At 61.5% G+C, this 25,401-nt stretch carries 21 protein-coding genes, 2 tRNA genes and 2 pseudogenes; 12 read left to right on the top strand and 13 right to left on the bottom strand.

Annotated elements, in window-relative coordinates; all coding sequences use genetic code 11:
- Positions 1-54: 54 nt before the first annotated feature.
- The 8 genes and pseudogenes from KHO23_RS28675 to KHO23_RS35705 all read left to right on the top strand — a co-directional run.
- Entirely contained in the window at positions 55-423 is a 369-nt protein-coding gene (locus KHO23_RS28675; RefSeq protein WP_328822009.1) for a LysR substrate-binding domain-containing protein, read from the top strand.
- A 491-nt stretch (positions 424-914) separates the two neighbouring features.
- Positions 915-1,898 carry an NADPH:quinone reductase gene (locus KHO23_RS28670; protein ID WP_211615462.1) on the top strand — a complete coding sequence of 328 codons (984 nt, stop codon included), beginning with the start codon at positions 915-917 and terminating at the stop codon, positions 1,896-1,898.
- Positions 1,899-2,205: 307 nt separating this feature from the next.
- Positions 2,206-2,856 (top strand): AraC family ligand binding domain-containing protein, encoded by a 651-nt coding sequence (locus KHO23_RS28665; protein ID WP_211615460.1) that lies wholly within the window; start codon positions 2,206-2,208, stop codon positions 2,854-2,856.
- 299 nt (positions 2,857-3,155) lie between these two features.
- A complete protein-coding gene (locus KHO23_RS28660; RefSeq protein WP_211615458.1) occupies positions 3,156-3,326 on the top strand; it encodes a hypothetical protein in 171 nt (56 codons plus the stop codon).
- An 84-nt stretch (positions 3,327-3,410) separates the two neighbouring features.
- A complete protein-coding gene (locus KHO23_RS28655) occupies positions 3,411-3,878 on the top strand; it encodes a RidA family protein (RefSeq protein WP_211615456.1) in 468 nt (155 codons plus the stop codon).
- Positions 3,879-3,903: 25 nt separating this feature from the next.
- Positions 3,904-4,569 (top strand): pyridoxal-phosphate dependent enzyme, encoded by a 666-nt coding sequence (locus KHO23_RS28650; protein WP_211615454.1) that lies wholly within the window; start codon positions 3,904-3,906, stop codon positions 4,567-4,569.
- Positions 4,566-5,051: pseudogene (locus tag KHO23_RS28645) on the top strand (2-oxopent-4-enoate hydratase); the annotation flags it as partial. The gene KHO23_RS28650 and the pseudogene KHO23_RS28645, both read left to right, overlap by 4 nt.
- A 71-nt stretch (positions 5,052-5,122) precedes the next feature.
- Positions 5,123-5,248: pseudogene (locus KHO23_RS35705) on the top strand (pseudouridine-5'-phosphate glycosidase); the annotation flags it as partial.
- A gap of 306 nt (positions 5,249-5,554) precedes the next feature.
- Here the strand turns inward: KHO23_RS35705 and KHO23_RS28635 are convergent.
- From KHO23_RS28635 to KHO23_RS28605, 7 genes are all read right to left on the bottom strand, one after another.
- Positions 5,555-5,630 (bottom strand) — tRNA-Val (locus tag KHO23_RS28635).
- 146 nt (positions 5,631-5,776) lie between these two features.
- A complete protein-coding gene (locus KHO23_RS28630; RefSeq protein WP_211615452.1) occupies positions 5,777-6,049 on the bottom strand; it encodes an HU family DNA-binding protein in 273 nt (90 codons plus the stop codon).
- Positions 6,050-6,391: 342 nt separating this feature from the next.
- Positions 6,392-8,818 carry an endopeptidase La gene (lon, locus tag KHO23_RS28625; RefSeq protein WP_211615450.1) on the bottom strand — a complete coding sequence of 809 codons (2,427 nt, stop codon included), beginning with the start codon at positions 8,816-8,818 and terminating at the stop codon, positions 6,392-6,394.
- Positions 8,819-9,020: 202 nt separating this feature from the next.
- A complete protein-coding gene (clpX, locus tag KHO23_RS28620; RefSeq protein ID WP_007182009.1) occupies positions 9,021-10,292 on the bottom strand; it encodes an ATP-dependent Clp protease ATP-binding subunit ClpX in 1,272 nt (423 codons plus the stop codon).
- 183 nt (positions 10,293-10,475) lie between these two features.
- Entirely contained in the window at positions 10,476-11,129 is a 654-nt protein-coding gene (gene clpP / locus KHO23_RS28615; protein ID WP_007182010.1) for an ATP-dependent Clp endopeptidase proteolytic subunit ClpP, read from the bottom strand.
- A gap of 206 nt (positions 11,130-11,335) precedes the next feature.
- A complete protein-coding gene (gene tig / locus KHO23_RS28610) occupies positions 11,336-12,682 on the bottom strand; it encodes a trigger factor (RefSeq protein WP_211615448.1) in 1,347 nt (448 codons plus the stop codon).
- 223 nt (positions 12,683-12,905) lie between these two features.
- The gene (locus KHO23_RS28605; protein ID WP_211615446.1) at positions 12,906-13,106 is read right to left on the bottom strand and encodes a hypothetical protein; all 201 of its coding nucleotides are present in this window, start codon (positions 13,104-13,106) and stop codon (positions 12,906-12,908) included.
- 161 nt (positions 13,107-13,267) lie between these two features.
- On the opposite strand from KHO23_RS28605, the gene KHO23_RS28600 reads away from it, so the two are divergent.
- The gene (locus KHO23_RS28600) at positions 13,268-14,413 is read left to right on the top strand and encodes a glycerate kinase (protein ID WP_211615444.1); all 1,146 of its coding nucleotides are present in this window, start codon (positions 13,268-13,270) and stop codon (positions 14,411-14,413) included.
- 63 nt (positions 14,414-14,476) lie between these two features.
- Positions 14,477-14,929, top strand: coding sequence for a MarR family winged helix-turn-helix transcriptional regulator (locus KHO23_RS28595; RefSeq protein WP_211615442.1), 453 nt, complete (start codon positions 14,477-14,479; stop codon positions 14,927-14,929).
- A gap of 185 nt (positions 14,930-15,114) precedes the next feature.
- Here the strand turns inward: KHO23_RS28595 and KHO23_RS28590 are convergent, their stop codons facing one another.
- Together KHO23_RS28590 and KHO23_RS28585 are read right to left on the bottom strand one after the other, a co-directional pair.
- Positions 15,115-16,647, bottom strand: coding sequence for a DUF3999 domain-containing protein (locus KHO23_RS28590; RefSeq protein WP_211615440.1), 1,533 nt, complete (start codon positions 16,645-16,647; stop codon positions 15,115-15,117).
- Positions 16,644-19,886, bottom strand: coding sequence for a DUF2339 domain-containing protein (locus KHO23_RS28585; protein ID WP_211615431.1), 3,243 nt, complete (start codon positions 19,884-19,886; stop codon positions 16,644-16,646). Before KHO23_RS28585 ends, KHO23_RS28590 begins: the two co-directional genes overlap by 4 nt.
- A 240-nt stretch (positions 19,887-20,126) precedes the next feature.
- Between KHO23_RS28585 and KHO23_RS28580 the strand changes: the two genes are divergently transcribed.
- Entirely contained in the window at positions 20,127-20,420 is a 294-nt protein-coding gene (locus KHO23_RS28580) for a hypothetical protein (RefSeq protein WP_211615430.1), read from the top strand.
- A 95-nt stretch (positions 20,421-20,515) separates the two neighbouring features.
- Here the strand turns inward: KHO23_RS28580 and KHO23_RS28575 are convergent.
- Positions 20,516-20,602: transfer RNA gene (locus tag KHO23_RS28575), tRNA-Leu, on the bottom strand.
- Positions 20,603-20,819: 217 nt separating this feature from the next.
- Here KHO23_RS28575 and KHO23_RS28570 point away from each other — a divergent pair.
- The gene (locus KHO23_RS28570; RefSeq protein ID WP_211615429.1) at positions 20,820-21,650 is read left to right on the top strand and encodes a squalene/phytoene synthase family protein; all 831 of its coding nucleotides are present in this window, start codon (positions 20,820-20,822) and stop codon (positions 21,648-21,650) included.
- A 54-nt stretch (positions 21,651-21,704) separates the two neighbouring features.
- On the opposite strand, the gene KHO23_RS28565 is transcribed toward KHO23_RS28570, so the two are convergent.
- From KHO23_RS28565 to KHO23_RS35235, 3 genes are all read right to left on the bottom strand, one after another.
- Complete coding sequence (locus KHO23_RS28565) at positions 21,705-22,949, bottom strand: DUF1501 domain-containing protein (protein ID WP_211615428.1); 1,245 nt, start codon at positions 22,947-22,949, stop codon at positions 21,705-21,707.
- Between the two features lie 144 nt (positions 22,950-23,093).
- The gene (locus KHO23_RS28560) at positions 23,094-24,728 is read right to left on the bottom strand and encodes a DUF1800 domain-containing protein (protein ID WP_211615426.1); all 1,635 of its coding nucleotides are present in this window, start codon (positions 24,726-24,728) and stop codon (positions 23,094-23,096) included.
- A 170-nt stretch (positions 24,729-24,898) separates the two neighbouring features.
- Entirely contained in the window at positions 24,899-25,231 is a 333-nt protein-coding gene (locus KHO23_RS35235) for a hypothetical protein (protein WP_236067023.1), read from the bottom strand.
- Positions 25,232-25,401 lie beyond the last annotated feature (170 nt).

Genomic DNA, 25,401 nt, shown 5'->3' with positions numbered 1-25,401 from the left:
CCGAGAATATCGATTTCCATGACGAACCTCCCAATGTGGTCTCGTTAAGACGACATTCAGCAGTATCGCGCTTCCCCGAAGGGGCGTCGGGTCCATCTCAGTAAATCAACAATCAGGCAGCAACTGGAGTTCGCCGTGCGCGACATGGGCCTGCGTTTTGGCGCGGATGTCATGTCCTCGCAGGTTTCGCCGTTGACGTTTCGGCTCGCAAGCAAGAGCGACGCGCTCGTGCTCGCATCGCAATGCATTGCGGAAGAGTTACATGCCCTGTATCGACTGCAACCCGTGCTATGTGAATTGCCACTTCATCTCGGCCCGCTCGTCGCTGTCACGCGCAGCGACAAGCCACTCAGCAAGGCAGCGTCCACGTTCTTGCAGCAGCTGAGAGGCGCGACGAACACACGCCATCCCGCACAGGGATAACTTGGCGGTGATCGGCCACGGCCTCGACCAGGACGCCATTACAGGAGCGAGCGCGGCGAGACAGCCGCATCGGCGAGTCGCGCTTCGTTTATTGTCGTACTCACTGAGATCAATTGCCTGCATGCGCCAGTATCGCGTCCTGAGTTGGTGGAAAACGAAGCGCGCATACGTCCAGTTTCGCCCAGCGCCTTTGCACAAAATGAACCGTTGACGGGTTCGCCCCCCGTATTGGGAAGCCATCTGCACCCGGGCGTGAGGAAGGCAGCAACGAATCGAACCGCGCCCCACGTCGATACGCCACATGATTTCGGTGCCCGACGCATCGAAGACGCTCAGCGAATGAATCGATGGACCAATCACTATCGTCAATTTTTTACAAGCGCGATCAAAGGCGAAGGATCACAGTAGGGGTAATCTTGCGCTGAGAAGCTCGGCATGGACATGTCGGTTTGCGAGCGCTCTTCGCTAAAGCAGCCTGGAGGTTGAAAGATATGAAGGTCGCGTACTATTCCTCAAAAGGCCCCGCTCGAGACGTTCTCGTCGTTGGCGAGCAGCCTGATCCGGCCCCTCAGGTGGGCGAAGTCCTGGTCCGCATCGCACACTCGGGCGTGAATCCTTCAGATGTCAAATCGCGCTCGGGCGTCACAAGCTCCGCGATGGAGTTTCCGCGCGTTATTCCTCACAGCGATGGCGCTGGCGTCGTCGAAGCAGTTGGGGAAGGCGTTTCGAAACATTGGATCGGACAGAGAGTCTGGACGATCAACGGCCAGTGGAAGCGACCGTTCGGTACAGCAGCAGAGCTGATCGCCTTGCCCGAAAGCCAGGTTGCACCTCTCCCTGACAAGGTGTCGACCGAGACGGGCGCCTCACTTGGGATTCCGCTTTTGACGGCCTGGTACGCCGTGCATGCTTGCGGAGGACTTCTCGGCAAGACGATTCTTGTCTACGGTGCCACCGGTGCGGTAGGTGGCTACGCGACGCAACTGGCCGCGCTCTCGGGCGCAAGAGTCATTGGCGTAGCGGGCAGTCGGGAGAAGTGCCAACTCGCATCCCGCCTGGGTGCCGAGTGGGTCATCAATCGCAACGAGCAGGATGTGGCTGCTTCGGTACGCGAGATCACAGACGGCCAAGGTGTGGACGCCATCATTGAAGTCGACGCCGCGGCAAATGCCGGCAAATATGGGGAAATGTTGAAGTTCGGCGGCGACGTGATCATCTATGGGTCGGGGGCCGGAGTGATCGAGGTCCCCTTCAGGTCGATGATCGTTGGTTTCGTGAATCTACGATTCTTTATCGTCTACAACTTGCCCATCCCGGTGAGGAAGGCAGCCATCAATGTGCTCACCCCTCTGTTAGAACGAGGGGCGCTGCAACATCCCAAGGTCGAAATTTTTCCTCTGTCGGAAATCGCGAAGGCCCACGAACGCGTCGAGTCGGGTGCAAACGCAAAGATCCTCGTCGACACGCGCAAATAGAGGTTCGCAATCCTCAAGCTTCACGGCACTCTTTTCGCCCCCCAAAAAATCCCGGGACCGTGCCACACGAGTTCGTTCAGATTGACGCCTTCACCGACTTGACAGAACCGCGTCAAAAGCGCCCCACGCAGCGTGTATACGCTCGCAGCATCATTGCGCTTGCCCATGGCGGGCACAGGGCCTGCAACTACGTCCTGCCTATATTAGGCACACTATTGTGGATGGTTCGGAGAACGCCGAGCAAGTGCGCCTTAGGGCGGCGGTTCGCTCGCTCCAATGCCGAAGGAATGCTCCGCAGAAGGCCCTGATGAAAGATCGCGTCGAGTACAAACGCAGCAACGAGATTCCGGGTCTCGTGCTTGGCGAGGCGCGCTTTTCTGATTACCGCTTCGAACGTCACTACCATCTGGACTACCATATCGCGCTGGTGACCGACGGTGTCCAGCGACAGGGATTCCATGGGGAAACGCTGCTACTCACGCCGGGCAGTATCCAGTTGATGCCACCCGGCGAGGTGCATGACGGCATCAGCGCCGGGGACGAGTCTTATACACTAAAGACGTTTCGCCTCTCGCCTCAATTGCTGGACGGACTCGGAGAGGAAATCTCCGGGCGGGATCGTTTCCCTGCACTGAGTGGAGCGGTCGTTCGGGATTCGTCGCTTGCCGGTCATCTGTCCCGATTGCACGATGCACTGCGGGCGGCTCCATCGGGATCCGGGCCCATTGAAGTGCAGTCCGAATGGCTGACGTTACTTGACCGTCTGTTCGTCCAGACGCGTAGGGTCAAGCCGCAGTTTGTCAAAGGCACGCTCACATCGGGACAGTGGCAGCGAGTCAAAGAGTATTGCGATGTCCACCTGGCTGAAAAAATCACCCTCGAAGAGCTTGCGGCCCTTTGCAATCTTGAGCGCTTCCACTTAACGCGCAGCACCCGTGTGCCCTCCCGCTGCAGTTAAACGACTGCTGCCTCAACGCATTGACGTCACGCAGCGATATCCCGGGCAGCTAGTCCATGCCTGGCATCTTATCCGCGCCGAGCGCCCCGCCGACGATTGAACCTCACAAGCGAAAAAACCCAACTTTTTACAAGCGGGACGGGCGTACGTTCTTTAACGTGGAGTCATGCGGAGAGTGACTTGTCGTCGCCCGATCGTCACGCTTCACGAGTCGCCTTTTGCCAGCAGGGCGCGACTCATGTCAAATGAGTTTTGACGAAATCAGATCGCGATGAGAAATACAACATAAGGAATACGAAATGACACAACCCACGTACTACGACATCGACGAACTGACGATGCGCACGCATGTACTCGATTTTTCGCCCGCCGACGACGGCAAGTTCCATGTGACGCTGGCCGAGACCCTGTTCCACCCGCAAGGCGGAGGACAGCTCTCGGTCCAGTACGACCTCGAATCCCGATTTTGACGATTTCACTCATGCCGTGTGCCCGTGTGCCCGTGTGCATTGGGCGTCTTGTGTCGTCACCTATTTCACTATTAAGGAATTCTTATGAACCGCGCTGAACTGGATGCCCGTCTCGCAGATCTAGGCATTGAACTACAACCGCCGAAGGCGGCGATCGCCAACTACGTACCCACCGTTCTGGCCGGTGGCTTTTTGCACATTTCTGGACAAGTCTCCTTCAAGGACGGCAAGCCGTTTGCGCTCGGCCAGGTCGGCAAAGAAGTCAGTATCGAGCAGGCGAAAGAAGCCGCACGGATGAGCGGCATGGCGATTTTGTCGCAACTTCGTTCGCAACTGACGGACGACCTGAGCGTGATCCGCGTCTGCTCCGTGACGGGTTACGTACATGCAGCAACTGAATTTACGGAGCATCCGGAAGTCATCAATGGCGCTTCGGAAGTTCTCGTTGAAGTTCTCGGCGAAAAGGGACGGCACAGCCGCGCCGCAGTGGGTGTTTCGAGCCTGCCGTTCCGTTGCCCGGTTGAAGTTTCCGCTGTTATCCAGATTGGCTAACGCCTTTCACCAATGAAGTCCTGCTATGACACTGCATATCGAAACACCGCTAATCAAGTCCCGCGCGCTCTCACTTAAGACGGGCAGAACAGTTCTCCTGAAGCTTGAAGGTCTGCAACCGAGTGGCTCGTTCAAGCTGCGAGGCGTTGGCTTTGCATGCGAAGAACATCAGCGCCGCGGTGCGCGGCGCTTCGTCACAGCGTCAGGGGGTAACGCGGGGTATGCGGTGGCCTACGCGGGCCGTGAGCTTGGCATTCCGGTGACAGTCGTCGTGCCGCAGACGACATCTGAGCGAGCCCGTGCCCTCATTCGTGGCGAAGAAGCAGAGGCTCAGTCCGTGGCCACGTCGCTTGGCGCCAACAAGGTATCCGCACGCATCGTGGCGCTCGCCAGGGAGCATCAGATACGGAACTGCCTCGTCACTGACGCTGAAGCGATTCAAGGCAGCGTGACCCTGCTCGAAGAGCATCGCCTTCTGACCGAGCCGGCCTGCGGTGCATCCGTGGCAGCACTCGCGCGGGTTCCCGAGTATTTCCCGGACGCGCGGCGCATCGTAGTCATTGCCTGCGGCGGTGTAGGTACGACAAGCCAGCAGTTGCTGGAGTGGTCCGATTTTTACCGGCTGGAGGGCAACCAGATCGCCACCAGTCATTCCGATGAAGTGAACTCGCCCGAGGCTCAGCAACCATGAACGACATTCTTATTAGTTCGCTTGGTGACGAGCTGTACGCCGCAGTAAAAGACTGTCGCGTGGTCGACCCGCTCACCAGTCGCCACCCCGATCTGATGATCGACGACGCATACCGCATCCAGCAACGCGTGAACGCCCGCCGCATCGAAGCGGGCGAACGCGTCATCGGCAAGAAGATCGGTGTGACCTCGCAAGTCGTCATGGACATGCTCGGGGTCCATCAACCTGATTTCGGCATGCTCACCGACGCGATGCTTTACGAGCAAGGCGACGCGATTCCGGCCGCCGCCCTGATCCATCCCAAGGCTGAGGGAGAGATTGCCTTTGTGCTCAAGCGCGATCTGCAGGGACCCGGCGTTACCGCCGCGGATGTCCTCGCCGCAACCGGAGGCGTGATGGCGTGCTTTGAGATCGTCGACTCGCGCATCCGCGACTGGAAAATCCGCATCGAAGACACGGTGGCCGACAACGCATCGTGCGGAGCAGGAGGACATGATCGAGGACACTGCGCTCACCCTGGCCAAGGCGTGAAATCTGGAGGGAGAGATTTGATGTGTTTGAGTGGATTTCTGGACAGATTGAACGCCTCGGTCGCGGCGGTCGCGATGTGGCCAAGGTCAGCCGACGCGACATTCCGATTCTTGTCGCACGTGGCGGCGATGGTGCGACGACGATCTCGGCGACGATGATCATCGCAAACTTGCTGAGGATTCATGTGTTCGCCGCCGGCGGTCCCGGTTTCGGTTTCGGTTTCGGTTTCGGTTTCGGTTTCGGTTTCGGTTTCGGTTTCGGTTTCGGTTTGCGTGGCATACATGCTCCTGTGAGCTGCATGTTATGCCTTACACACAAAATTTCTGACAGGCCCTTGGATGTCTTTTCATTGGCAACAGGCAATAAAAAACCCGCAGAGCCAGTAGCCATGCGGGTTTCAGCGGATTGCTCCGGACATCTTTGGACGTTTCCAGACGTCCTCGCGAAACGGAAATGGTGGGTGCTGAGAGGCTCGAACTCCCGACCTACGCCTTGTAAGGGCGCCGCTCTACCAACTGAGCTAAGCACCCGTTTCACGATTCAGTGCGCTGCTTTTGCCACCTGATTTGTCGACTTGCGCTCTAGCCCATACAACTGCGCATCAACTCAAGCAAGCCATGCAGAATTCGCCGCACTTCCTTCTAACGAATCCGCAATTCCCCAGGCAGCAAGCGCATTAGTTTAGCGCATCCTTCAGAGCTTTGCCAGGCCTAAATTTAGGCACCATCGCTGCCTTGATCTTGATGGCGGCGCCAGTGCGCGGATTGCGTCCCGTGCGCGCGGTGCGCTTGCCCACCGCAAACGTGCCGAAACCAACCAAGGTCACCGAACCGCCCTTCTTCAACGTACCTTTGACCCCGCCGATCACCGCATCCAGTGCACGGCCTGCCGCGGCCTTCGAAATATCGGCTTGCTGAGCAATGTGATCGATCAATTCCGTTTTATTCATTCCAACCCCCGAGAATGTTTATGGCAATCGTGACGGTGCTCTTTAGCACCTGGCATCACGCGGCTGGCGGCGAACGCCGAGCCGACTCATTAGAATTGGCCGAAACCCTTGTGTCAAGCGGGGTTGAGCCTGATTAGAAACGTTCTGGAGGAGGCTTCTCATCACCAGATATTCCAGCAAATCGATGCGCGCACAACCAGTCGGCAACTGAGAACGTTCTTTGCTCAAAAAGTGGGATAGCATGGGTTCCAGACACGTTTTTCGTCATCTCGCTGCCAATAAAAAACCCGCGACCAAGGTCGCGGGTTTCTTTACAGCAAACAGCTTTCGCCGCTGACTACCTTAGTGCTTCACGACTTCCGTTGCACCGGCGTCCTTGCCTGGCTCCGCCGCTGCAACAGGCGCAGCCGGCTTGGGCTCTTCTTCCGGCAATGCCTGAGGCACGCGTTCGAGCGCCAACTCGAGCACCTTGTCGATCCACCGGACCGGCACGATTTCGATCGCGTTCTTCACGTTGTCCGGAATTTCCGTCAAGTCCTTGACGTTTTCTTCCGGGATCAGCACCAGCTTGATACCGCCGCGATGCGCTGCAAGCAGTTTTTCCTTCAGGCCGCCAATCGGCAGGACTTCACCACGCAACGTGATTTCACCCGTCATCGCGACATTAGCGCGAACCGGAATACCGGTCAACACCGACACGAGCGCGGTTGTCATCGCGATACCGGCGGACGGACCGTCCTTCGGCGTCGCACCTTCCGGCACGTGGATGTGAATGTCCTGCTTCTCGAACGCTTCGTCCTTGACGCCCAGACGGCGCGAACGCGAGCGGACTACCGAGCGCGCAGCTTCGACGGATTCCTTCATCACGTCGCCGAGCGAACCCGTGCGAATCACATTGCCCTTGCCCGGCATCACCGCGGCTTCGATGGTCAGCAGATCGCCGCCCACTTCCGTCCACGCAAGACCCGTGACCTGACCAACCTGATTTTCCTTTGCGGCCAGACCGAAGTCGTACTTGCGCACGCCGAGGAAGGTGTCGATATTGCTGCCGTCGACCGTCACCGCGCCTTCCGCCTTCTTCAGCAGAAGCATCTTCACGACCTTGCGGCAGATCTTCGAAATTTCACGCTCGAGCGAACGGACGCCCGCTTCACGCGTGTAGTAACGAATGATGTCGCGGATCGCGGTTTCCGTCACATCGACCTCGCCATCCTTGAGGCCGTTGTTCTTCTTCTGCTTGGGCAAAAGATAACGTTGCGCGATGCTGACCTTCTCGTCTTCCGTGTATCCCGAGAGACGGATCACTTCCATCCGGTCGAGCAACGGCGGCGGAATGTTCAGCGAGTTCGACGTCGCCACGAACATCACGTCCGACAGATCGAAGTCGACTTCAACATAGTGATCGGCGAACGTATGGTTCTGTTCCGGATCGAGCACCTCCAGCAGAGCCGACGACGGATCGCCGCGGAAATCCTGGCCCATCTTGTCGACTTCGTCGAGCAGGAAGAGCGGATTGCGCACGCCGACCTTGGTCAGGCTTTGCAGAATCTTGCCGGGCATCGAACCGATGTACGTACGACGGTGGCCGCGAATCTCGGCTTCGTCGCGCACGCCGCCGAGCGCCATACGCACGAACTTGCGGTTCGTAGCGCGAGCGATCGACTGACCCAGCGACGTCTTACCGACACCCGGAGGCCCAACGAGGCACAGAATCGGCGCTTTCACCTTGTCGACACGTTGCTGGACCGCGAGATACTCGAGAATGCGTTCCTTCACTTTCTCGAGACCGAAGTGGTCTTCGTCGAGCACGCGTTCCGCATTTGAGAGGTCGTTGTTGACCTTGCTCTTCTTGCGCCACGGCAAGCCGATCAGCGTATCGATGTAGTTGCGCACGACCGTTGCTTCAGCCGACATCGGCGACATCAGCTTGAGCTTCTTCAACTCGGAGTCGGCCTTCTTCTTGGCTTCCTTCGGCATGCGCGCGGCGGTGATGCGCTTCTCGAGTTCCTCGAGATCCGCACCTTCTTCGCCCTCGCCCAGTTCCTTCTGGATCGCCTTGACCTGTTCGTTCAGGTAGTACTCGCGCTGGCTCTTCTCCATCTGGCGCTTTACACGCCCGCGGATGCGCTTTTCAACCTGCAGGATGTCGATCTCGGCTTCGAGCTGCGCGAGCAGATGCTCGAGGCGCTCGATCACCGGGAACATCTCAAGGATGTGCTGCTTCTGGTCGAGCTTGAGCGGCAGGTGCGCCGCGATCGTGTCAGCCAGACGGCCAGCCTCGTCGATACCCGACAGCGACGTCAGGATCTCCGGCGGGATCTTCTTGTTCAGCTTCACATACTGGTCGAACTGCGACACGATCGCGCGGCGCAGCGCTTCAGTTTCAGCGCTGTCGGCGTGGTCGGGTTCGAGCGGCATGACTTCGCACGAGAACTGCGTTTCCTGTTCTTCGATGGAAAGCGTTTTCGCGCGCTGCAAGCCTTCGACGAGCACCTTGACGGTGCCATCGGGCAGCTTCAGCATTTGCAGGATGTTGGCGATACACCCTACTTCGTACATGTCCTTTTCGGTCGGCTCATCTTTCGCAGCCGTTTTCTGGGCGACGAGCATGATGTGCTTGCCGCCTTCCATCGCTGCTTCGAGAGCCTTGATCGACTTCGGGCGGCCTACGAAGAGCGGAATCACCATGTGCGGGAAGACGACTACGTCACGCAGCGGGAGCAGCGGGAGCGTAATGCGTTCCGGCGGAAGGAGTTGGGTTCCTGACATTTCATTTCCCCATGAGTGGAATCAGTTCGTTCGATAGGTGAGGCCAGCAGAAAAGATTGCAAGCCTCCGCGTGTGGGAAAAGTTCAGTGACTCCGAAGGTTCAGTGACTCCATAGTGAAAACAACCATCCTGACCACACGATAAACGAAAAAAGCCGTTCACGTCGCCATGAACGGCTTTTTTTGCAGTACCCGAAAGCCGATCAGTTCGAACCCGCCACTTTGGGCGCGTCTTCGTAGATCAGCAGCGGCTTGCCGTCACCGTCAATCACGTTGTCGTCGATGATGACCTTGCTAACACCTTTCATTTGCGGCAGGTCATACATCACATCAAGCAACGCCTGTTCGAGGATCGAACGCAGACCCCGGGCACCCGTCTTGCGACGGATCGCCTTACGCGCAACAGCCTGCAATGCAGCCGGGCGAATTTCGAGCTCGACGCGTTCCATGTTGAACAGCTTGTGGTATTGCTTCACCAAGGCGTTCTTCGGTTCGACGAGGATCTTCATCAAGGCCACTTCATCGAGCTTGCCGAGCGTAGCCACCACCGGCAGGCGGCCGATCAGCTCAGGAATCAGACCGAACTTGATCAGATCTTCCGGCTCCACTTCGCGCAGCACTTCGCCGGCGTCGCGGTCCTGCTTGCTCTTCACGCTTGCGCCGAAGCCGATACCGGTCTTCTCGGTACGGTCGACGATGACCTTCTCGAGGCCGTCGAATGCGCCACCGCAAATGAACAGAATATTGGTGGTGTCGACCTGGATGAAGTCCTGATTCGGATGCTTACGGCCACCCTGCGGCGGCACCGACGCCATCGTGCCTTCAACCAGCTTCAGCAAGGCCTGTTGCACGCCTTCGCCCGACACATCGCGGGTGATCGAAGGGTTATCGGACTTGCGGCTGATCTTGTCGATTTCGTCGATGTAGACAATGCCGCGCTGGGCCTTGTCGACTTCGTAATTGCAGTTCTGCAGCAGCTTCTGGATGATGTTCTCGACGTCTTCACCGACGTAGCCGGCTTCCGTCAGCGTTGTCGCATCGGCAATGACGAACGGGACGTTCAGAAGACGTGCGAGCGTCTGCGCGAGCAAGGTCTTGCCGGAACCGGTCGGACCGATCAGCAGAATGTTGCTCTTGGACAGCTCGATCTCGTCTTTCTTGTCGAGGTGCTTGAGACGCTTGTAGTGGTTGTACACCGCGACTGCGAGAATCTTCTTCGCGCGCTCCTGACCGATCACGTACTGGTCGAGGATCTCACGGATTTCCTGCGGGCTCGGCAGATCGGACTTGGACAATCCCGCCTCAATGCCCGCGCCTGCAGCCTCATCGCGAATGATTTCGTTGCACAGGTCGATACATTCATCACAGATGAACACCGACGGGCCTGCAATCAGCTTTTTGACTTCATGCTGGCTCTTGCCGCAGAACGAGCAATACAACAGCTTTTCGCTGTTAGAACCTTTCTTGTCCGCCATAGATGTGTGAGCCTCCGGACACTCGATTACATGATACGCCGTTTGCCCCGGCCACGCAGTTTGGGCGCGGCAGGGCTTGAGCCAAGGTGACGGCGTTTGCCGCAGGCGCTCGGACGAGTCTTGATTATTTCACAACCGATCCGATGAAGGCCTCACCCCTTTTTGGGGCAAGACCCCACCAGTTCAAGGACGCTTGTGCGCCACCTGGTCAACCAGACCATAAGCTTGCGCGTCATCGCCGGACATGAAATTGTCCCGGTCGGTGTCGCGTGCGATACGCTCGACAGGTTGGCCGGTGTGATGCGCAAGCAGATGATTCAGCCGCTCCTTCAGGTACAGGATCTCACGCGCCTGGATTTCGATGTCCGACGCTTGACCGCGCGCGCCGCCCAGCGGCTGGTGAATCATCACGCGCGAATTCGGCAAAGCAAAACGCTTGCCCTTTGCGCCGGCTGCCAGCAGGAACGCACCCATGCTGGCCGCGAGGCCCATGCACAGCGTCGACACGTCCGGCTTGATGAACTGCATCGTATCGTAGATCGCCATCCCGGCCGAAACCGAACCGCCCGGGCTGTTGATGTAGAAGCTGATGTCCTTGTCCGGATTTTCGCTTTCAAGGAACAACATCTGCGCGACGACGAGATTGGCCGTCTGGTCGTTCACTTCGCCAACCAGGAACACGATGCGTTCCTTCAGCAGGCGCGAATAGATGTCATACGAGCGCTCGCCGCGGCCGCTCGTTTCCACGACGATCGGCACCAGTCCGAGCGCCTGCGCTTCGAGATCCCGCGACGACTGGGAGGTCAACGTGTCCAGCATTTGGGCGCGAAAGGTCATGCAATGGATCCTTGTCTGGAGATATTCTAAATATTAGATGCTAGACAGGTGTGGCCGACCAACCCGTATTCAAGTGCGCGATCAGTACGAACGCGGTATGCGAGGCGGCGTGAATCGCGCCATGCATAACGCAACGTACTTCCACAGCACAAAAAAACGGCGTGCGCGCCGTCGCTCCGACAGCCGGCACGCCGTTGCAGCGACGCTTATGCTTGCGCCGTTGCGCTTGCCAGTTCTTCGAAGCTTACTTCCTTGTCCGTCACCTTGGCCTTGCTGAGGACGAAATCGACGACGTTGGCTTCAACGACGTACGCTTCCATTTCGGCAAGACGTTGCTGATTGGAATAATACCAGCGGACGACTTCCTTCGGGTCTTCGTAGCTTTTCGCGAATTCGTCGACTTCGGCACGAATCTGCTCCGGCTTGGCTTGCAGCTCATTGGCCTTGACCAGTTCGGCCAGCACGAGGCCCAGCTTCACGCGACGCTCAGCCTGTTCCTTGAACATTTCAGCCGGGATCGGTGCGTCAGCGGCATTCGGCACGCCACGTTGCTCGAGGTCCTGACGCGCCATGCCGACCAGACGTTCCTGATCTTGTGCGATCAGCGCGTTCGGCACGTCCAGTTCCGAAATCTTCAGGAGCGCGTCCATGACCTGGTTCTTGACGATAGCTTGCGTGCGGCGCTTTGCTTCGCGTTCGAGATTGTCTTTGATCTCAGCGCGCATCTTGACCAGATCGCCGTCTTCGATACCGAGCGACTTCGCGAATTCAGCGTCGATTTCCGGCAGGTGCGGCCACTCGATCTTCTTCATCGTGATCGTGAATTGCGCGGTCTTGCCTGCGACATCCTTGCCGTGATAGTCAGCCGGGAAAGCCAGGTCGAATTCCTTCGCCTCGCCGACCTTCAGGCCGAGTGCCGCCTTTTCGAATTCCGGCAGCATGCGGCCTTCGCCCAGCACGAATGCGAAGTCTTCAGCGCTGCCGCCCTGGAACACTTCACCCTCGATCTTGCCGACGAAGTCGACCGTCACGCGGTCGCCGTCTTTAGCCGCCGTGTCCGCGCCGCCGTCGCCGTGCTCGCCGGATTCGCCGCGAGCGTGGAAGTGCACGCGCTGCTTGCGCAGAATCTCCAGCGTGCGGTCGATTTCCGCTTCGCTGATGGTGGTCGTGGTGCGTTCGATTTCAGCCACGGCGACGTCGCCCAGCTTCACCTCCGGATACACCTCGAACGTCGCGTCGAACGCGTAGTCGCCTTCAGTAGCGTCGACCTTCGGCGCGAAGCTCGGCTGACCGGCAACGCGCAGGTTTTCGGTGCGGCTGATGTCGAAAAATTCCTTGCCGACCTTGTCGCTCAGCACTTCGGCTTCCACCTGGCCCGAATACTGTTGCGTCACCATCTTGAGCGGCACCTTGCCCGGGCGGAAACCCGGCATGCGCACATTCTTCGCGAGTTGACGGATACGCGAGTCCACTTCCTTCTGCACGGCGTCCTTCGGCAGGGAAATCGTTACGCGGCGTTCGAGCTTGCCGAGGTTCTCAACAACGTTAGCCATGGCTTCAATCGTCCTAAAATTATTCGAGCGAATCAGTTATCTTCTCCGTGCCGCTTGTCGATGTCGCGCGATGTCGCTTATGTTGCGTTCGCGTCGTTTAGCATCGATTGCGCGCCTGCGCCGCGGGCTTGCAGGCCGCCGGCAGCACGGTTGGGTCCAAAGAGCCGAATATTTTAGCAAACTATTTGCGCGCTTAGCCGGGATTCGAAGATTGCGCGCGTTTTTATCGGCGTTCGGGCCGTTTTCCGCGCTGTTTTTTACCGGTTTGCAGCTCGCCTGGTGACTGTTTCGTACTTGCCTTGCGCCCATTTTCTGACGGCTTCCAGCCTGCTTGCGGCAATTGAACAGTCCCTTTCACCGGCGCCGCTTCCGCCAGAAAAACCCGCATCGCCGACAGCGTCGCGCTTGTCGCGCGCTTCGCCACGCTTGATTCCCGAGGGCCCTCCCGCGGACAATCCCGGCTATGCCATTCGACATATTCAGTCGGCGCGCCCATGCTGATAAGCTAATGGGCGCGCTCGGGGCTGCGCCTGCGTCAGTTCATTTCACCCGCCCTCGCAACGACTCCAACCATTCAGAGACACCATGCCGAATTTGCCGTCCTCGCCTGTCGTCGTCATTGCTCCCGATTCCTTCAAAGGTTCGCTTAGCGCGGAACAGGTCGCGCAGGCGATTGCGTCCGGCATCCAGCGCGCGCGGCCGGACGCCACTGTGCGCATCTGCCCGATGGCCGACGGCGGCGAAGGCACACTCGACGCCATGCTCACGAGCGGCGGTGAACGCCGCAAGCTGAGCGTGCGCGGCGCGGCCGGGCCAGTGCGCGAGGCGTTGACGGGCCTGCTTGCGGATGGCAGCGCGATCATCGAAACAGCGGAAATCGTCGGCATTACCGATCCGGTCGGCATGGGTGTACCGGTCGAGGCGCGCAGCACGCGCGGCATGGGCGAAGCGATTCGCGCACTGCTCGACGCGGGCGTGCGGCGCTTTTTCGTCGCGCTCGGCGGCAGCAGCACGAATGACGGCGGTGCCGGCTTGCTGGCCGGCCTCGGTCTGAAACTTTTCGACGCGCAAGACAAGGAACTCGACGCCACGCCCGAACAACTCGCCCGTGTGACGCGCCTCGACGTGTCACAGCTGGACGCCCGCCTCGCGGACACGCAGTTCGTCGGCATGTCGGACGTGGACAATCCACTGACCGGCGAACACGGCGCAACCGCCGTATTCGGACCGCAAAAGGGCGTGAAGCCGGAACAGGTTGCCCCGATCGACGCCGCCCTCGCCCGCTTCGCCGACCTGCTCGAGGCGGCGCTGGGGCGCACGGCCCGCGACCAGCCCGGCGCGGGCGCGGCCGGCGGTCTCGGCTTCGCGCTGCACATGCTGGGCGCGCAGTTCGAGCCGGGCGCGGAAACCGTCGCGCGGCAGATCGGTCTGGACCCGGCGCTTCAAGGCGCGAACTGGCTGATCACCGGCGAAGGCCGCTCGGACGTACAAACCTTGCATGGCAAGGCGCCGTTCATTGCTTGCCGTCATGCGCAGGCAGCGGGCGTGCCGGCCACCCTGCTTTCCGGCGCGGTCGACTCCGCGGCGCTACCGCGACTCGCCGAATATTTCAGCGGCTGCTTCTCGCCGGCGCCCGGGCCGATCACCCTCGAGGTCGCGATTCGCGACGCGGCGCGTTTGCTTGCCGACGCGGCCGAACAGTTGACGCGCCTTAAATACGGCGCGCGTTGACCGGCGGGGCGGTTGCGGCAACAATCACAGCGCCACGACCGCGCCACTCATCACGGGAAGACCATGAAGGCCTCCGCCAAAACCGGACTCGAACAGTTCCTGACGTACCGCCTCCATGTCCTGAATAAACTCGCCGAGCGTGGCATCGGCGAGCGCTATCAGGACAAACTGGGCGTGACACTCCCCGAAGCGCGGGTGATTGCATCGGTAGGTTCGTTCGGACCGTTTTCGATCATGGAACTGGCGCGGCATGCCAACCTCGATAAGAGTCAGGCAAGCCGTGCAGCCGAGGCGTTGATCAAGCAAGGACTCGTGAAACGCGAGCCGAGCGCTGAAGACGGCCGCGTCGTGCTGGTATCGCTGACCTCTGAGGGCCGCGCGCTCTATCGCAAGGTGATGCCGATCGCGCGTAAGTGGAACGGAGATCTGTTCGACTGCCTCGACGAACAGGAAAAGCTCGCGTTCGGCCACGCGCTCGACAAGATCATCAACACGATGTCGGAACGCGAGGAGTAAGCAACGGCGTGCCACCGCTGGCGGCGAGGCAACCCACAGTGCTGCGCAGCGCCTTGACGTTGCGCGAATCCTCCGCGCACTGCGGTTCCTCGTTTCGCAATCCGGCGCCAGCGTGCGGTCTCTCGGTGCGCTCCAATCTCGCGGTTCCGTGCAATCTTCCGCGCCGAATTACGCCCGCGCCAACGTCAGTTCTTTCCGGTGCTTTGGCCGTCAGCGCCGGCTGTGCCTGAGTCCTTGGCGGTGACGGTAACGCTTGCCGCGCCTGACCCGCCAGTCACATCACCGGCCGCTCCACCCGCCCCTCCCGCTCCACCGCCACTATCGGCCGCGCCCCCAGCCACACCGCCAGCCTGCGCCCCCGCCTGAGGCTGAGCGCCACGCGCAAGCCGCCAGGCGATCGCACCGAGCGAACCGACGGCGAGCAGCAAGGCCGTCCACAACATATAGCGCCGCATCGCATCCGGGTCTTTAGCCCGCGACTGCGCATCGGCCCCCTGCTCATCGGCCTGCGCCTCGCCCAGCCGCGCCGTGACGGCGACCGACGAAGCCCCCATCAGCAGATCGGCCCGGCTCACCGCCGACGACACCGCGGACGCGCTTCCGACCGCCAGCGTGAAAGGCGCGGCCCCACGCGCGACGAAGGTCAGTGTCGCCGGGCGCCAGCCTGCGGCAACGGTCAGCGTGCCGCTTCCCAAGCCGCCATTGCGCGTGTCGACCACCACGCGCCACTGACGATCCGTGTCGGGCGCCATTTCAAGCGATGGATTGCTTTGCTCCACCGTGCCGTTGTGCAACCGGAACAGCGTGGCGCTCGATACTTCTCTCCAGGCCGCCTCCAATCCCGTACGCGAGTAGACGGCAGCAGGCGCCACGGTGTTCGGCTGCGGCAGATTCAGCCGCAAGCGATCGACGGGATAAGACCCACCGGTATCGAAGTAATACTCGCCGTCTTTCGGACCCGGGCGGGCAACGATGCCCGCGCGCCATTCCCGTTGCGTATCCGCGCGCTGTGCGTTGTCGGCGCCGGCCGCCTGCACCTGAGCATCGATCGACTCGACGTACGGCGCGCCGTCGAGCCAGTGCAGACGCAGGTAGCGTGCGCGCCTGCCGTTGAGCTCGATGCGGTCCTGGCTCAGCGTGCTGCCGTTGTAGCTCACCTTGAGCAATTGCGCCTCGCCGGCGGGTTGCCAGTTGCGCAGATCGTCGCTCGATTCGACGCTGACGCGCCCCTGGTAATTGTCGTCACGCACATGGACGACCAATGCATCGACCCGCGCCTCCCCCCGCGTCTCGCGCGCGACGTCGATCAGGTCAGTGTCATGTTGCGCGCGGTCGGGTGGCGCTGACGTCGCACGCAGCGACCCGTCGGCGGCAATCGTCACGCCGAGTGGTGCGCCGGTGCTGCCGGGAGCCGCTGACGGCAAGGGAAACCAGCGCGCCGGACGCAGCGTGGCCGGTGCGCGGGAAGCCTCGCGCGGCGTGTCGAGCGAATATGGCACCGGTTCTCCGGCGCCATTGAACACGCGCACGTCGCCGAGATCGGCACGCTGACTGGCGGCGTAGACGGCAGCCGGCAGCGTCACGCTGTAGTAGGCGGCGCCGCTCTCGAATTCGAGTGCAAAGCGCTGCGCGAACCGATCGGCCGCGACGCCCGGCGTCGACACCCACACGGTCGATAAAGCAAGACACCACCCTGTCACGATCAAGACACGCTTCATTGCTCAGTTTCCAGAACTACTGCCTTGGGCGGCAACGGCGAGAAGTAGCCGATCAGCAGCAACATCAGGCCGATACCGATGAACGACACGATCCGCTCGATACCGGTCACATGCGACAGGTCGAACAGGAATAGCTTGACGACGGTGACCGCCAGCAGGCCCCCGCCGATAAACCAGAAGATCCGGCTGGCCCGGCGGGTCGCCCAGATCATCATGGCCAGCGCGCAGACCGTCCAGAACACCGACACCGAAGCCTGCACCAGCATCGAGTGTGACATTGTGTCGAGCCGGTACGGCAAGCCGATCCAGTGATGCAGCGTGCGCAGCAGCATCGCGTTGAGCCAGATGAATCCGGTCACGCCGACCGCCACCTGCAACGGCACACGGTATTCGCCGACAGGCACACCCAGGCGGTTGATACGCACGAACCACAACGACGCCAATGCAAAAATCACCGCCTGCACCAGGTCGAGCGGATTGAGCAGCGGCAGACGCGCCCACGCACCGCCGTCCTGTGTCAGGTTCGCATAGAACGTCCACACCCACATTACCAGCACAAGCGGCGTCGATGCGATCGCGCACAACCGCACAATGCTGTCGCGACGCGCGAGCCACAGCCCGGCAAATGCAAACGCGCTCCAGCCGACCAGGAACACCTGCTGGAAGTTGAACGACGCCAGCACCGATTCGACATCGTACGCCGCATGGAAATGATGATGCAGCGTGCGCAGCAGCAATGCGTTGAACCATATGAACAGTGTGGCGAGCACCGCATAGTCGAAAGCCCGCGGATGCCAGTGCACGCCCAGTGCGCGAAGGCGCCGCAGCCACACGGTGCAGGCGATAATCGCGAGGATCTGCGCCACATCCAGCGGATTGAGGATCGGCAGCCAGAACAGCGGCGCGGCGCTGCCATCGCTCGTCACGCTCGCGATGCTCCACGCCCACAGCAGCGCGGCGAGCGGCGCGGCGCCCCACACCTGATAGGCCGGTTCGAAGCGCGCAACCGGCCAGCGCAAACGGTGCCCGACGCCCGCCACCAGCAACAGCAGAATGCCGAAGCCATAAGCCCATGCGCTCCAGCTCCATGCGCCTTCCGGCACGTATGCCCGCAAGCCCCAGTAGCCTTCGAGCGCGCAGAGCGCGCCGGCCGTCCAGAACATCGGCACATGCAGCGCAGCGAGCACACGATCGCCGACGTCACGCTGCTGGCGCCACAGCAGCCCGTAGGCAGACACCGCCACGACCGCGCAAACCAGCCAGCCGTAACCGCTAACCGGCGCCATGCTCAGCCTGAACAGACTCAACGTCAGCAGAGCGAGGACCGGTACGAGCGCCAGCGCCGGCAGTTCGGCGAGCGGCCAACGCAGCGTGCGTTGCGCGCCGTGTGCGAGCCATGCTGTCAGAACAGCGAACAGCGCGACGACGGCAGTCTCGAAGCGATCCCGGTCATACGCAAGATGCGTCTGCGCGTACGCGTGGATTTCGTGAAGACCGCCACAGACCCACCACAACAGCCCCCACACGCTGGCGACAAGGCCGATCTGCGGGATCCATGCGTGCCACGCGCCCGCTTCGCTGCGCCCATGCAGGCGCCATCCCGTGAAGACGCCCGCGGCCGCGATCAGCACGGTCGCGATGTAAGCGCCGTTCAGGACTGGCCACGCATGTGCGCCATCGAACTGCGTGAGCGTGCCGACGCTATACGCGCCCGCCGCGGCCAGTTGCATCAGCAAACCGAATCCAAACGCCGTCAGGCGCCGTTGACGCACGGCGAGCCAGGTGATCGCGGCGCCTTCGATTGCCCAGGTCGCGCTCGTGGTCGGTCCGGTGAATGCGAGCGGCACAGCGAGCGTCGCGAAGATCACCGCAAGTGCGAGCATGGCCTCGAACATCATGCCGAGGCACGCGCGCCGCCGCCCCAGCCAGCCCGCGATCACGAGATAGAACGCGGCCAGTGCCGCCGCGCTCCAAGCCAGACCGAATTCAGTGCCCTTCATCAGCGCCGCTTGCAGACCGATCACGACGAGAGGCGTGCCGAACACCAGCGTGCCGTCGACGTAATGCTTCAGCGCGACCTCGCGGCGCACCGCGTAGAGCAACGCGATGCCGACATACATCAGGAAGAACAGGATCAGGAACGGCTCGGTGCTGGCAAGCAGCTCAGGCCGGTAAGCCGTCACGCCCCAGACGACGCCGATAGAAAACGTGAACACGAAGCCCAGCAGATTCAGAGGCCGCCATGCCTTGAACCACGCGATCGCGAAAATGCCCGCATTGAGCAGCACGTAGTAGCTGAACAACATGACGTGATTGCCGCCGCCCGTCGACAGGAGCACCGGCGCGAGGAAACCGCCCGCGCTGCCCATGAAGGCCAGCGACGACGCGTTCTGCCGCACCGCCAGAAACGCGCTCAAGCCGCAGATCGCGATCAGAAGCGGCAAGGCCGCACCCGCCGGCAGCAAGTGGTAGAGCCTGGTTGCCGCGAACACAGTCAGATAGAGCGCACCCACGCCGCCACCCTGCAAGATCAGCCCGTACGCGCCGCGGCGCTCGCCGATGCGCCAGCCAAGCCCGAGCAGGACGGCCGCGGCAAGCGCAACGCCGGCAAGGCGGAATTCGATCGGCAGGAGGCTGTTGTCGGCGGCGTACTTGAGCAGGAACGCAATGCCGAAGAACAGCACGATGATGCCGACCCGCACAACGGTGTTACCGCCGAAAAACCAGTCGCGGCCCCGTTTGAAGAGGCGTTCGACGAGACCTGGTCCGCGCGGCGATGCGGGCGGAGGCAGTGGCGCAGACGGGGGGCGCGCCGGCGGCGGTTCGGTGGGAAGCGGTGGCGACACGGCTATCGGACTGCTCGGCTGAGCATTCAGCGCGCTCGATGAACGCGGTTCGCTTGAGGCCGGCTCGCCAGCCACGCTCCCGGTCGCCGACGCACCGATAACGCCGGCCCGCAATTCGTGGATCTCACCGCGCAGAACGGCGATCTCGCGCTCGAGTCGCTCGACACGCCCGGCCAGATCGCCGGATGAACTGCCGGGTGGGGTCCAGTTATTAGGCGCCGCCGGTTTGCGCGCGGGTTCGTTCGCAGCCCCGCGCGACCTATTTTGCAGCAGACGTGCAAGCGCCAGGCCGGCCACTCCGCCCGTCAGCGCACCCAGGCCGATCGAGAAATCGTTCGAGAAGGCGGCCAGCATCCCGACCAGCGCACCGATCAAGGCAAATATCACGCTCATCGCATCCCTCTTTTATTGTCTTCTGCTGCGAGATCCGTTTGTCGCACGGCCTAGATCAGGCGGTATCCATTGTCACGCTAGATTAACTGCGTCGAACACCTTCGTCACGCTTCAAGCATGGCAGATCCGCCGGGGCCGTCGCGTTCGCCGCAAGCCGCCAACCATGTCAAAATTCGGAGTTCGGCATTCAGAATTGGCCACCGGGCCTTCAATCACCCCATCTCATCCAGGGACGTTTTAGTGGACATCAACAAACAGGTAGCGGCCCTCACCGCCTCAGAACTTCAAACCGCCGGCGCGAGCCAGGCGACGGCGATCGCCGTCAGTGTGCTGCTGCGTCATCTGCGTTCGCCTGAGCTGGCAAAACTCCTGTCGTCGGCATTCGAGAACCACCAGGCGGTCATGCTGCAAACGCCATGGCCCGACCCGATGCTGCAGGCGTTCGAATCGACCCGGCGCTTTCTCGAAGGCGCCACGCAAGCCGAGTTGCCAGGCACGCAAGCCGAAGAAAAACCGCTGACGCCTGGCGCCTGAGCGCAGCCCGGCACACGAGGCTCGATGCCCGTCACGCGGAAAACAAAAAACCCCGTCAGCCGAAAGACTTAACGGGGTTCTCTGCTACATACGGATGGTGCGAGGGAGGGGACTCGAACCCCTACACCCTTGCGGGCGTCAGGACCTAAACCTGGTGCGTCTACCAATTTCGCCACCCTCGCAGCCGGGCAAAGCGCTGGATGCTCCGCCCGATGTCCTGCATGCTCACGACCGCGTAAAAACCGCGCCCGAAAGCGTAAGCGCGAGATTCTAACCGATAGATTCGCGCTTGTCTGCATTTGCTCGTGCATCTGCCCGAGGAGCGTCGATGCTACAATTTTTGGCTAACCGCACGCACGCTGTGCCCTGAATGCCCGCCCTTCCCCACATTCCAATTCCGTGAATTTCGACGAATATTGCCAGCAGAAAGCGACGCCGCCCGGTTCGAGCACTTACTATGCGCTTCGGCAGGCGCCCGCGGCAAGCCAACCGCTGCTGACCGCGCTGTTCGCGCTGCGCCGCGAGTTAGAGGAAACCGTAAAAGAAATCAGCGATCCGGCCATCGGTAGAACCAAACTCGCGTGGTGGCAAAACGAGATCGCCGCGCTGGCTTCGGGCTCGCCGTCGCATCCGGTTTCAAAGGCGCTGGCGGCTTATCTGCCCGACGTGCAGGCCGAGTATCCGGCATTGCAGGCGTTGCTCGCCGGTTTCGAAATGGACCTCGACCAGGCGCGCTACCTCGACTACCCAAATCTGCGGCGCTACGTGCAGAGCGTCGGCGGCACCTTCGCTTCGCTGGTCGCGCGCGCCGCGGTGAAAGTAAAAGACCCCGCACAGACGTCGGGCTGGTCGGCGCCGATCGGCGAGGCGCTACAGCTTGCGCAGTTCGTCGTCGAAACCGGCAATGATGCGCGTCACGGCCGCATTTATATTCCGGTCGACGAAATGCAGCGCTTTAACGTCACTGCGGCGGATCTGATCAATCGGAAATATTCCGATGCATTTACCGAGCTGATGCGCTTCGAGACCAAGCGGGCCCGCGATGCGTTGCACGCGGCACGTGCCGCGATACCCGCGAATGAGCGCCGCTCGCAGCGCACGCTGGCAGCCCAGGCGGCGCTCGCGCTCGCGCTGCTCGATGAAATCGAACGTGACGGCTATCACGTGCTGCATCAGCGCATCGCGTTGACGCCAATCCGCAAACTCTGGATCGCGTGGCGCGCCAGGTAAGCAGGCGACAATCACGGCCGCTATCTCATGCTGTCCAGGAAGTGCCGTCCAGTATCAGACGCGTAGCAACGGCAGCGGCTCGAACCGCTGCTGCAGGATCGCGGAGGCGTCGAGCCCCCACCAGGGGCCGAGCACCGTCGCGTAGAGTTGCTGGAAGTCGATGCCGACCGGCAAGTTGCCGTTGCCGTCAAGCCGCGCGAGCACCGGCGGCACGCCATACAAACCGCCCCGCACTCGCCCGCCCATCACAAAATGCGGCGCCACGGTGCCGTGGTCGGTGCCGTTGCTCTGATTCTCACGCGGGCGCCGGCCAAACTCGGCATAGGTCATGACCAGCGTCTCGTCCCAGCGGCCGAGTTCCACCAGCGCCGACTTCATCGACGCAAACCCTTCGGCCAGTTGCTTGAGCAGCGCCGCCTGCTGCCCGGGCTGGTTCTGGTGCGTATCGAAACCGTTCAGCGTCAAGCGGATCACCGCGACGCCCTGCCCGGCCTTCGGCTGCCATTGCGGCGTGCCCCCCGAGGGGGCTTCCTTCAGGGCGTCCCCGGCGGCAAGTACCTGCATCGCGGTCTTGATCGAACTGCCGAAGGCGCCACCAGGAAACACCGTCTTCAATTGCGCCTGACCTTGCGTGGGGCGCAGGCGATCGGCGGCTTTCACGATGTCGTTCTCGACGTCGAGAATGTGCGCCAGCTCAGGATTACGCTCGTGCAACGACACTGGCGTGGCGAGACGCGAAGCCTTGACGAATTGCGCTGGATTGACCAGGGCGATCGCGCGCGCGCCGTTGGCGAGCGGTCCCATTTCGGCGCTGCCGATCACGACGCCGTCAGCAGCAAAGCCGGCGGGCACCGGAACCTGCGCGAATGCACGGGTGAGCCAGCCCTCGCGCAAATATTGATCCGAACGCGACGCGGTATCCCAGATCTCGATCGAGCGGAAATGCGACAGGTTCGGTTGCGCGTAGCTCACACCCTGCACGATCGCCAGTTGCTGGCTCTGCCAGAGCGGCATCAGCGGCTGCAGCGACGGATGCAGCGCGGTGCGCTCGTCGAGTTGGATCGCCTGCTCGCGCTTGATGCCGATGTTTTTCCGCAGCTGATAGTACGTGGGATCCGCGAACGGAATGACAGTGTTCAACCCGTCGTTACCGCCCTTCAACTCGACGAGAATCAGCAGATTGCCGTAGCCCCGGTTCATTGAGCCGCCCAGAGCTGCCGCCTGCGCGCCGAACGCGCGTGGCAACCACAGCGTTGCACCGGCGGCGGCACCCATCGAGAGAAAGCTGCGTCGTTTCATCCTGCACCTCGTTCGATTGTCGTGACGCGTGTCTTGCCGCCGCCGACGGACCGTTCATTTGCGCTGCCGATCTGAGTTAAACGGTTGAGCTGCCCAATCCCGTCGCCCGTCACAGTCGCTCACCTCAACAGAAAAGCCAGTGTCTCACTTCAACTGGTAAGCCGGGTCCATCAGCAACGACTCCAGATAAGCGCTGGCGGTCGAATCGGTTGCGATCGCGTCGACCGGCGTGAGCGGCAAGACCGCGTGCTGCAACTGAAGCTCCGCCGACAACCCCGCCTTCGCCGTCGGCGCAGTGTTGTAATGCGCAAGCCATGTATCGATGTCAAAGCGTACGCCACCCTGACCCGCCTGGCCGGCTCGCGCCGCCGCGCGCTGCATCGGCGGATTCGCCTGCATGTTGCCCGGTGCGCCGCTTGCCGGCGTCTTTGGGCTCATCGGATTGCTCATACGCCGCGGACCGGCGGTTTCAGTCGCGCGAAACAGTTGCTCGACGAATTGCTTGCGCGCAAGCAGCGTCGAACTATTGATCCATATCGTGCCGCCCGGCCAACCTTTGACGTTGGGCGGGTAGAACAGGTTCTCGCCGAGCGTGCGGATCTGTGCGGCGAACGGTGCCGTGTTGTCATAGCCAATGTCGAACGCACGCAGTGTCCCGACCACGAATTCCACGGGCGATTTCACAAGGACGCCGCGATCGCCTTCGTCCCAGAACGCGTCGCTCATAAAGAGGCCGCGCAGCGCCACCTTGATATCGTAGTGACTCGCGCGGAACTGCGCGGCGATCGGCGCGATGCGGGCGGGGTCCGGCGTGTCGGAGACAAACTCGCGCCACAGTTTGGTCGTGACGAAGGTCGCGGTTTCCGGGCGCGCAAGGAGGATGTCGAGCACCTGATCGCCGTCGAACGGACCCGTTTGACCGAGCACGGTCTTGTCGCCGTCGTCGTGCTGGTTGGCGCGCCACACGTACGTCTGTGTGTCGGGATCGAGGCTCCACCCTGTGTACGCACGCGCGGCTTCCGATACGTCGCGCTGCGTGTAGTGCCCTTCGCCGAGCGTGAACAGCTCCATCACTTCACGCGCAAAGTTTTCGTTAGGCTTACCCTTGCGGTTGCTTGCGCCATCCAGGTATTGCAGCATCGCCGGATCTTTCGCGACGTCGTGCAACAGCTCGCCGAAGTTGCCGAGCGCGTCACGGCGCAACAGCATGTTCTGCTGCGCCATTTGCTGCGGATACTGGACTTTGTCCTGCCCCGAGGTGAAGTGGTTGTGCCAGAAGAGCGTCATGCGTTCGGTCAGCGGCGACGGCGTGCTCAACATCTCGCGCACCCACCACGCACGTAATATTTCGTAACGCTGGCCACGTAGCCGCTGTTCGTCGCGGCGTTGATCGTCTGTCCATGTCTTGCGGATTTCGCGTGTCGGGACCGGCTCGAGCACCCAGTCCGGCAACGGTGTGACGGCTTCGGTTCGGGCGCTCGCCAGCACCTTGTCGACGGCCTGCTCGCGCGTGAGTCCAACGTATTGGGTGAGCTCGCCACTATCTGGCGCAAAGCCGACTCGTGTCAGGAAGAAGCGCGCGTCGTCGGCGTCGAGGATGTCCTGGTCGGCCGCGGAAGCGGCAGATGCGGCAGCCGGCGCGCGATGCTTGTTGTGGGGCGCATGAGCGGTGTCTTGCTGCACGGCCGGAGCCGGTGCGCACCACGTCACGGCCGTGAGCGCGGTGGCCGTGACTGCCAGCCAGCGCTTACCCTTACCGCCTGTCAGCATTTTCATCATCGACCATCCGGTTGCGGGGCGTCACGAAAAGGCATTGGCGCATGCAAAACGCGCTGTGCTCTGGCAGCTCAACGGCAATTGGAATGGGAAAGTTGACGGGGGAAGTGCAACGAAATCTTTCAAGCGCGGAGAAAGCGCGCGCGGCGTGCCGAGGGCGGGCACGGAAATGGCTACCGTTTGTAGAGTTCGCGGACGGCGTCTTCGATGTGCTGGCGTAACAGACGCCGCTCGTCGGGCGTCATATGGCCGTCACGACGGCGTTGATCAAGATCGGGGGGAACTGCAGTGCGCAACATGACGTCTGACGCAGGGTGGTCATTGTTAATGTTGGGGTTGCGGCGACTTGCTTTGGAAACAGGCGACCTGGGCACGCGCTCGCTCGCAGCTCTGTCGGCCGAAGGCTGGGCGTGGGCGAGCATTGGTCCTAGTGTGCCTACAAGCGTCCCGGCTATCGCCAGTGCAATTACGCTTAGGCGCACATTCGGCCAAACCCCTCCCTTCATGTTGTTCCCTTCGTGGTGCGGCAACCGGCTACCTCAAATGCGTATACAAACCCCGGTAGCGAGCCGGGTGCGAGAGTTTTAGTCGAGTGAAGTATCCACCGAACAGCCGCATTCAGTAAAGGAGTCTACCTGCCCCCGCTTTACGTCGTGCCACAGTGCGGGTAAATTTT

It is taken from the genome of Paraburkholderia haematera (assembly GCF_905220975.1).
Lineage (GTDB): Bacteria > Pseudomonadota > Gammaproteobacteria > Burkholderiales > Burkholderiaceae > Paraburkholderia > Paraburkholderia haematera.
The sequence above is the reverse complement of the archived record's forward strand: the minus strand, read 5'-3'. Positions and strand labels throughout refer to the sequence as shown.

Excerpts from the sequence above, each read along its gene's own strand:
- lon (WP_211615450.1), bottom strand. The coding sequence starts at position 8,818 with ATGTCAGGAACCCAACTCCTTCCGCCGGAACGCATTACGCTCCCGCTG.
- KHO23_RS28560 (WP_211615426.1), bottom strand. The coding sequence starts at position 24,728 with ATGATGAAAATGCTGACAGGCGGTAAGGGTAAGCGCTGGCTGGCAGTC.
- KHO23_RS28600 (WP_211615444.1), top strand. The coding sequence starts at position 13,268 with ATGCCGAATTTGCCGTCCTCGCCTGTCGTCGTCATTGCTCCCGATTCC.
- KHO23_RS35235 (WP_236067023.1), bottom strand. The coding sequence starts at position 25,231 with ATGAAGGGAGGGGTTTGGCCGAATGTGCGCCTAAGCGTAATTGCACTG.
- tig (WP_211615448.1), bottom strand. The coding sequence starts at position 12,682 with ATGGCTAACGTTGTTGAGAACCTCGGCAAGCTCGAACGCCGCGTAACG.
- KHO23_RS28670 (WP_211615462.1), top strand. The coding sequence starts at position 915 with ATGAAGGTCGCGTACTATTCCTCAAAAGGCCCCGCTCGAGACGTTCTC.
- KHO23_RS28655 (WP_211615456.1), top strand. The coding sequence starts at position 3,411 with ATGAACCGCGCTGAACTGGATGCCCGTCTCGCAGATCTAGGCATTGAA.
- clpP (WP_007182010.1), bottom strand. The coding sequence starts at position 11,129 with ATGACCTTTCGCGCCCAAATGCTGGACACGTTGACCTCCCAGTCGTCG.
- clpX (WP_007182009.1), bottom strand. The coding sequence starts at position 10,292 with ATGGCGGACAAGAAAGGTTCTAACAGCGAAAAGCTGTTGTATTGCTCG.
- KHO23_RS28590 (WP_211615440.1), bottom strand. The coding sequence starts at position 16,647 with ATGAAGCGTGTCTTGATCGTGACAGGGTGGTGTCTTGCTTTATCGACC.
- KHO23_RS28630 (WP_211615452.1), bottom strand. The coding sequence starts at position 6,049 with ATGAATAAAACGGAATTGATCGATCACATTGCTCAGCAAGCCGATATT.
- KHO23_RS28665 (WP_211615460.1), top strand. The coding sequence starts at position 2,206 with ATGAAAGATCGCGTCGAGTACAAACGCAGCAACGAGATTCCGGGTCTC.
- KHO23_RS28585 (WP_211615431.1), bottom strand. The coding sequence starts at position 19,886 with ATGAGCGTGATATTTGCCTTGATCGGTGCGCTGGTCGGGATGCTGGCC.
- KHO23_RS28565 (WP_211615428.1), bottom strand. The coding sequence starts at position 22,949 with ATGAAACGACGCAGCTTTCTCTCGATGGGTGCCGCCGCCGGTGCAACG.
- KHO23_RS28660 (WP_211615458.1), top strand. The coding sequence starts at position 3,156 with ATGACACAACCCACGTACTACGACATCGACGAACTGACGATGCGCACG.
- KHO23_RS28595 (WP_211615442.1), top strand. The coding sequence starts at position 14,477 with ATGAAGGCCTCCGCCAAAACCGGACTCGAACAGTTCCTGACGTACCGC.
- KHO23_RS28650 (WP_211615454.1), top strand. The coding sequence starts at position 3,904 with ATGACACTGCATATCGAAACACCGCTAATCAAGTCCCGCGCGCTCTCA.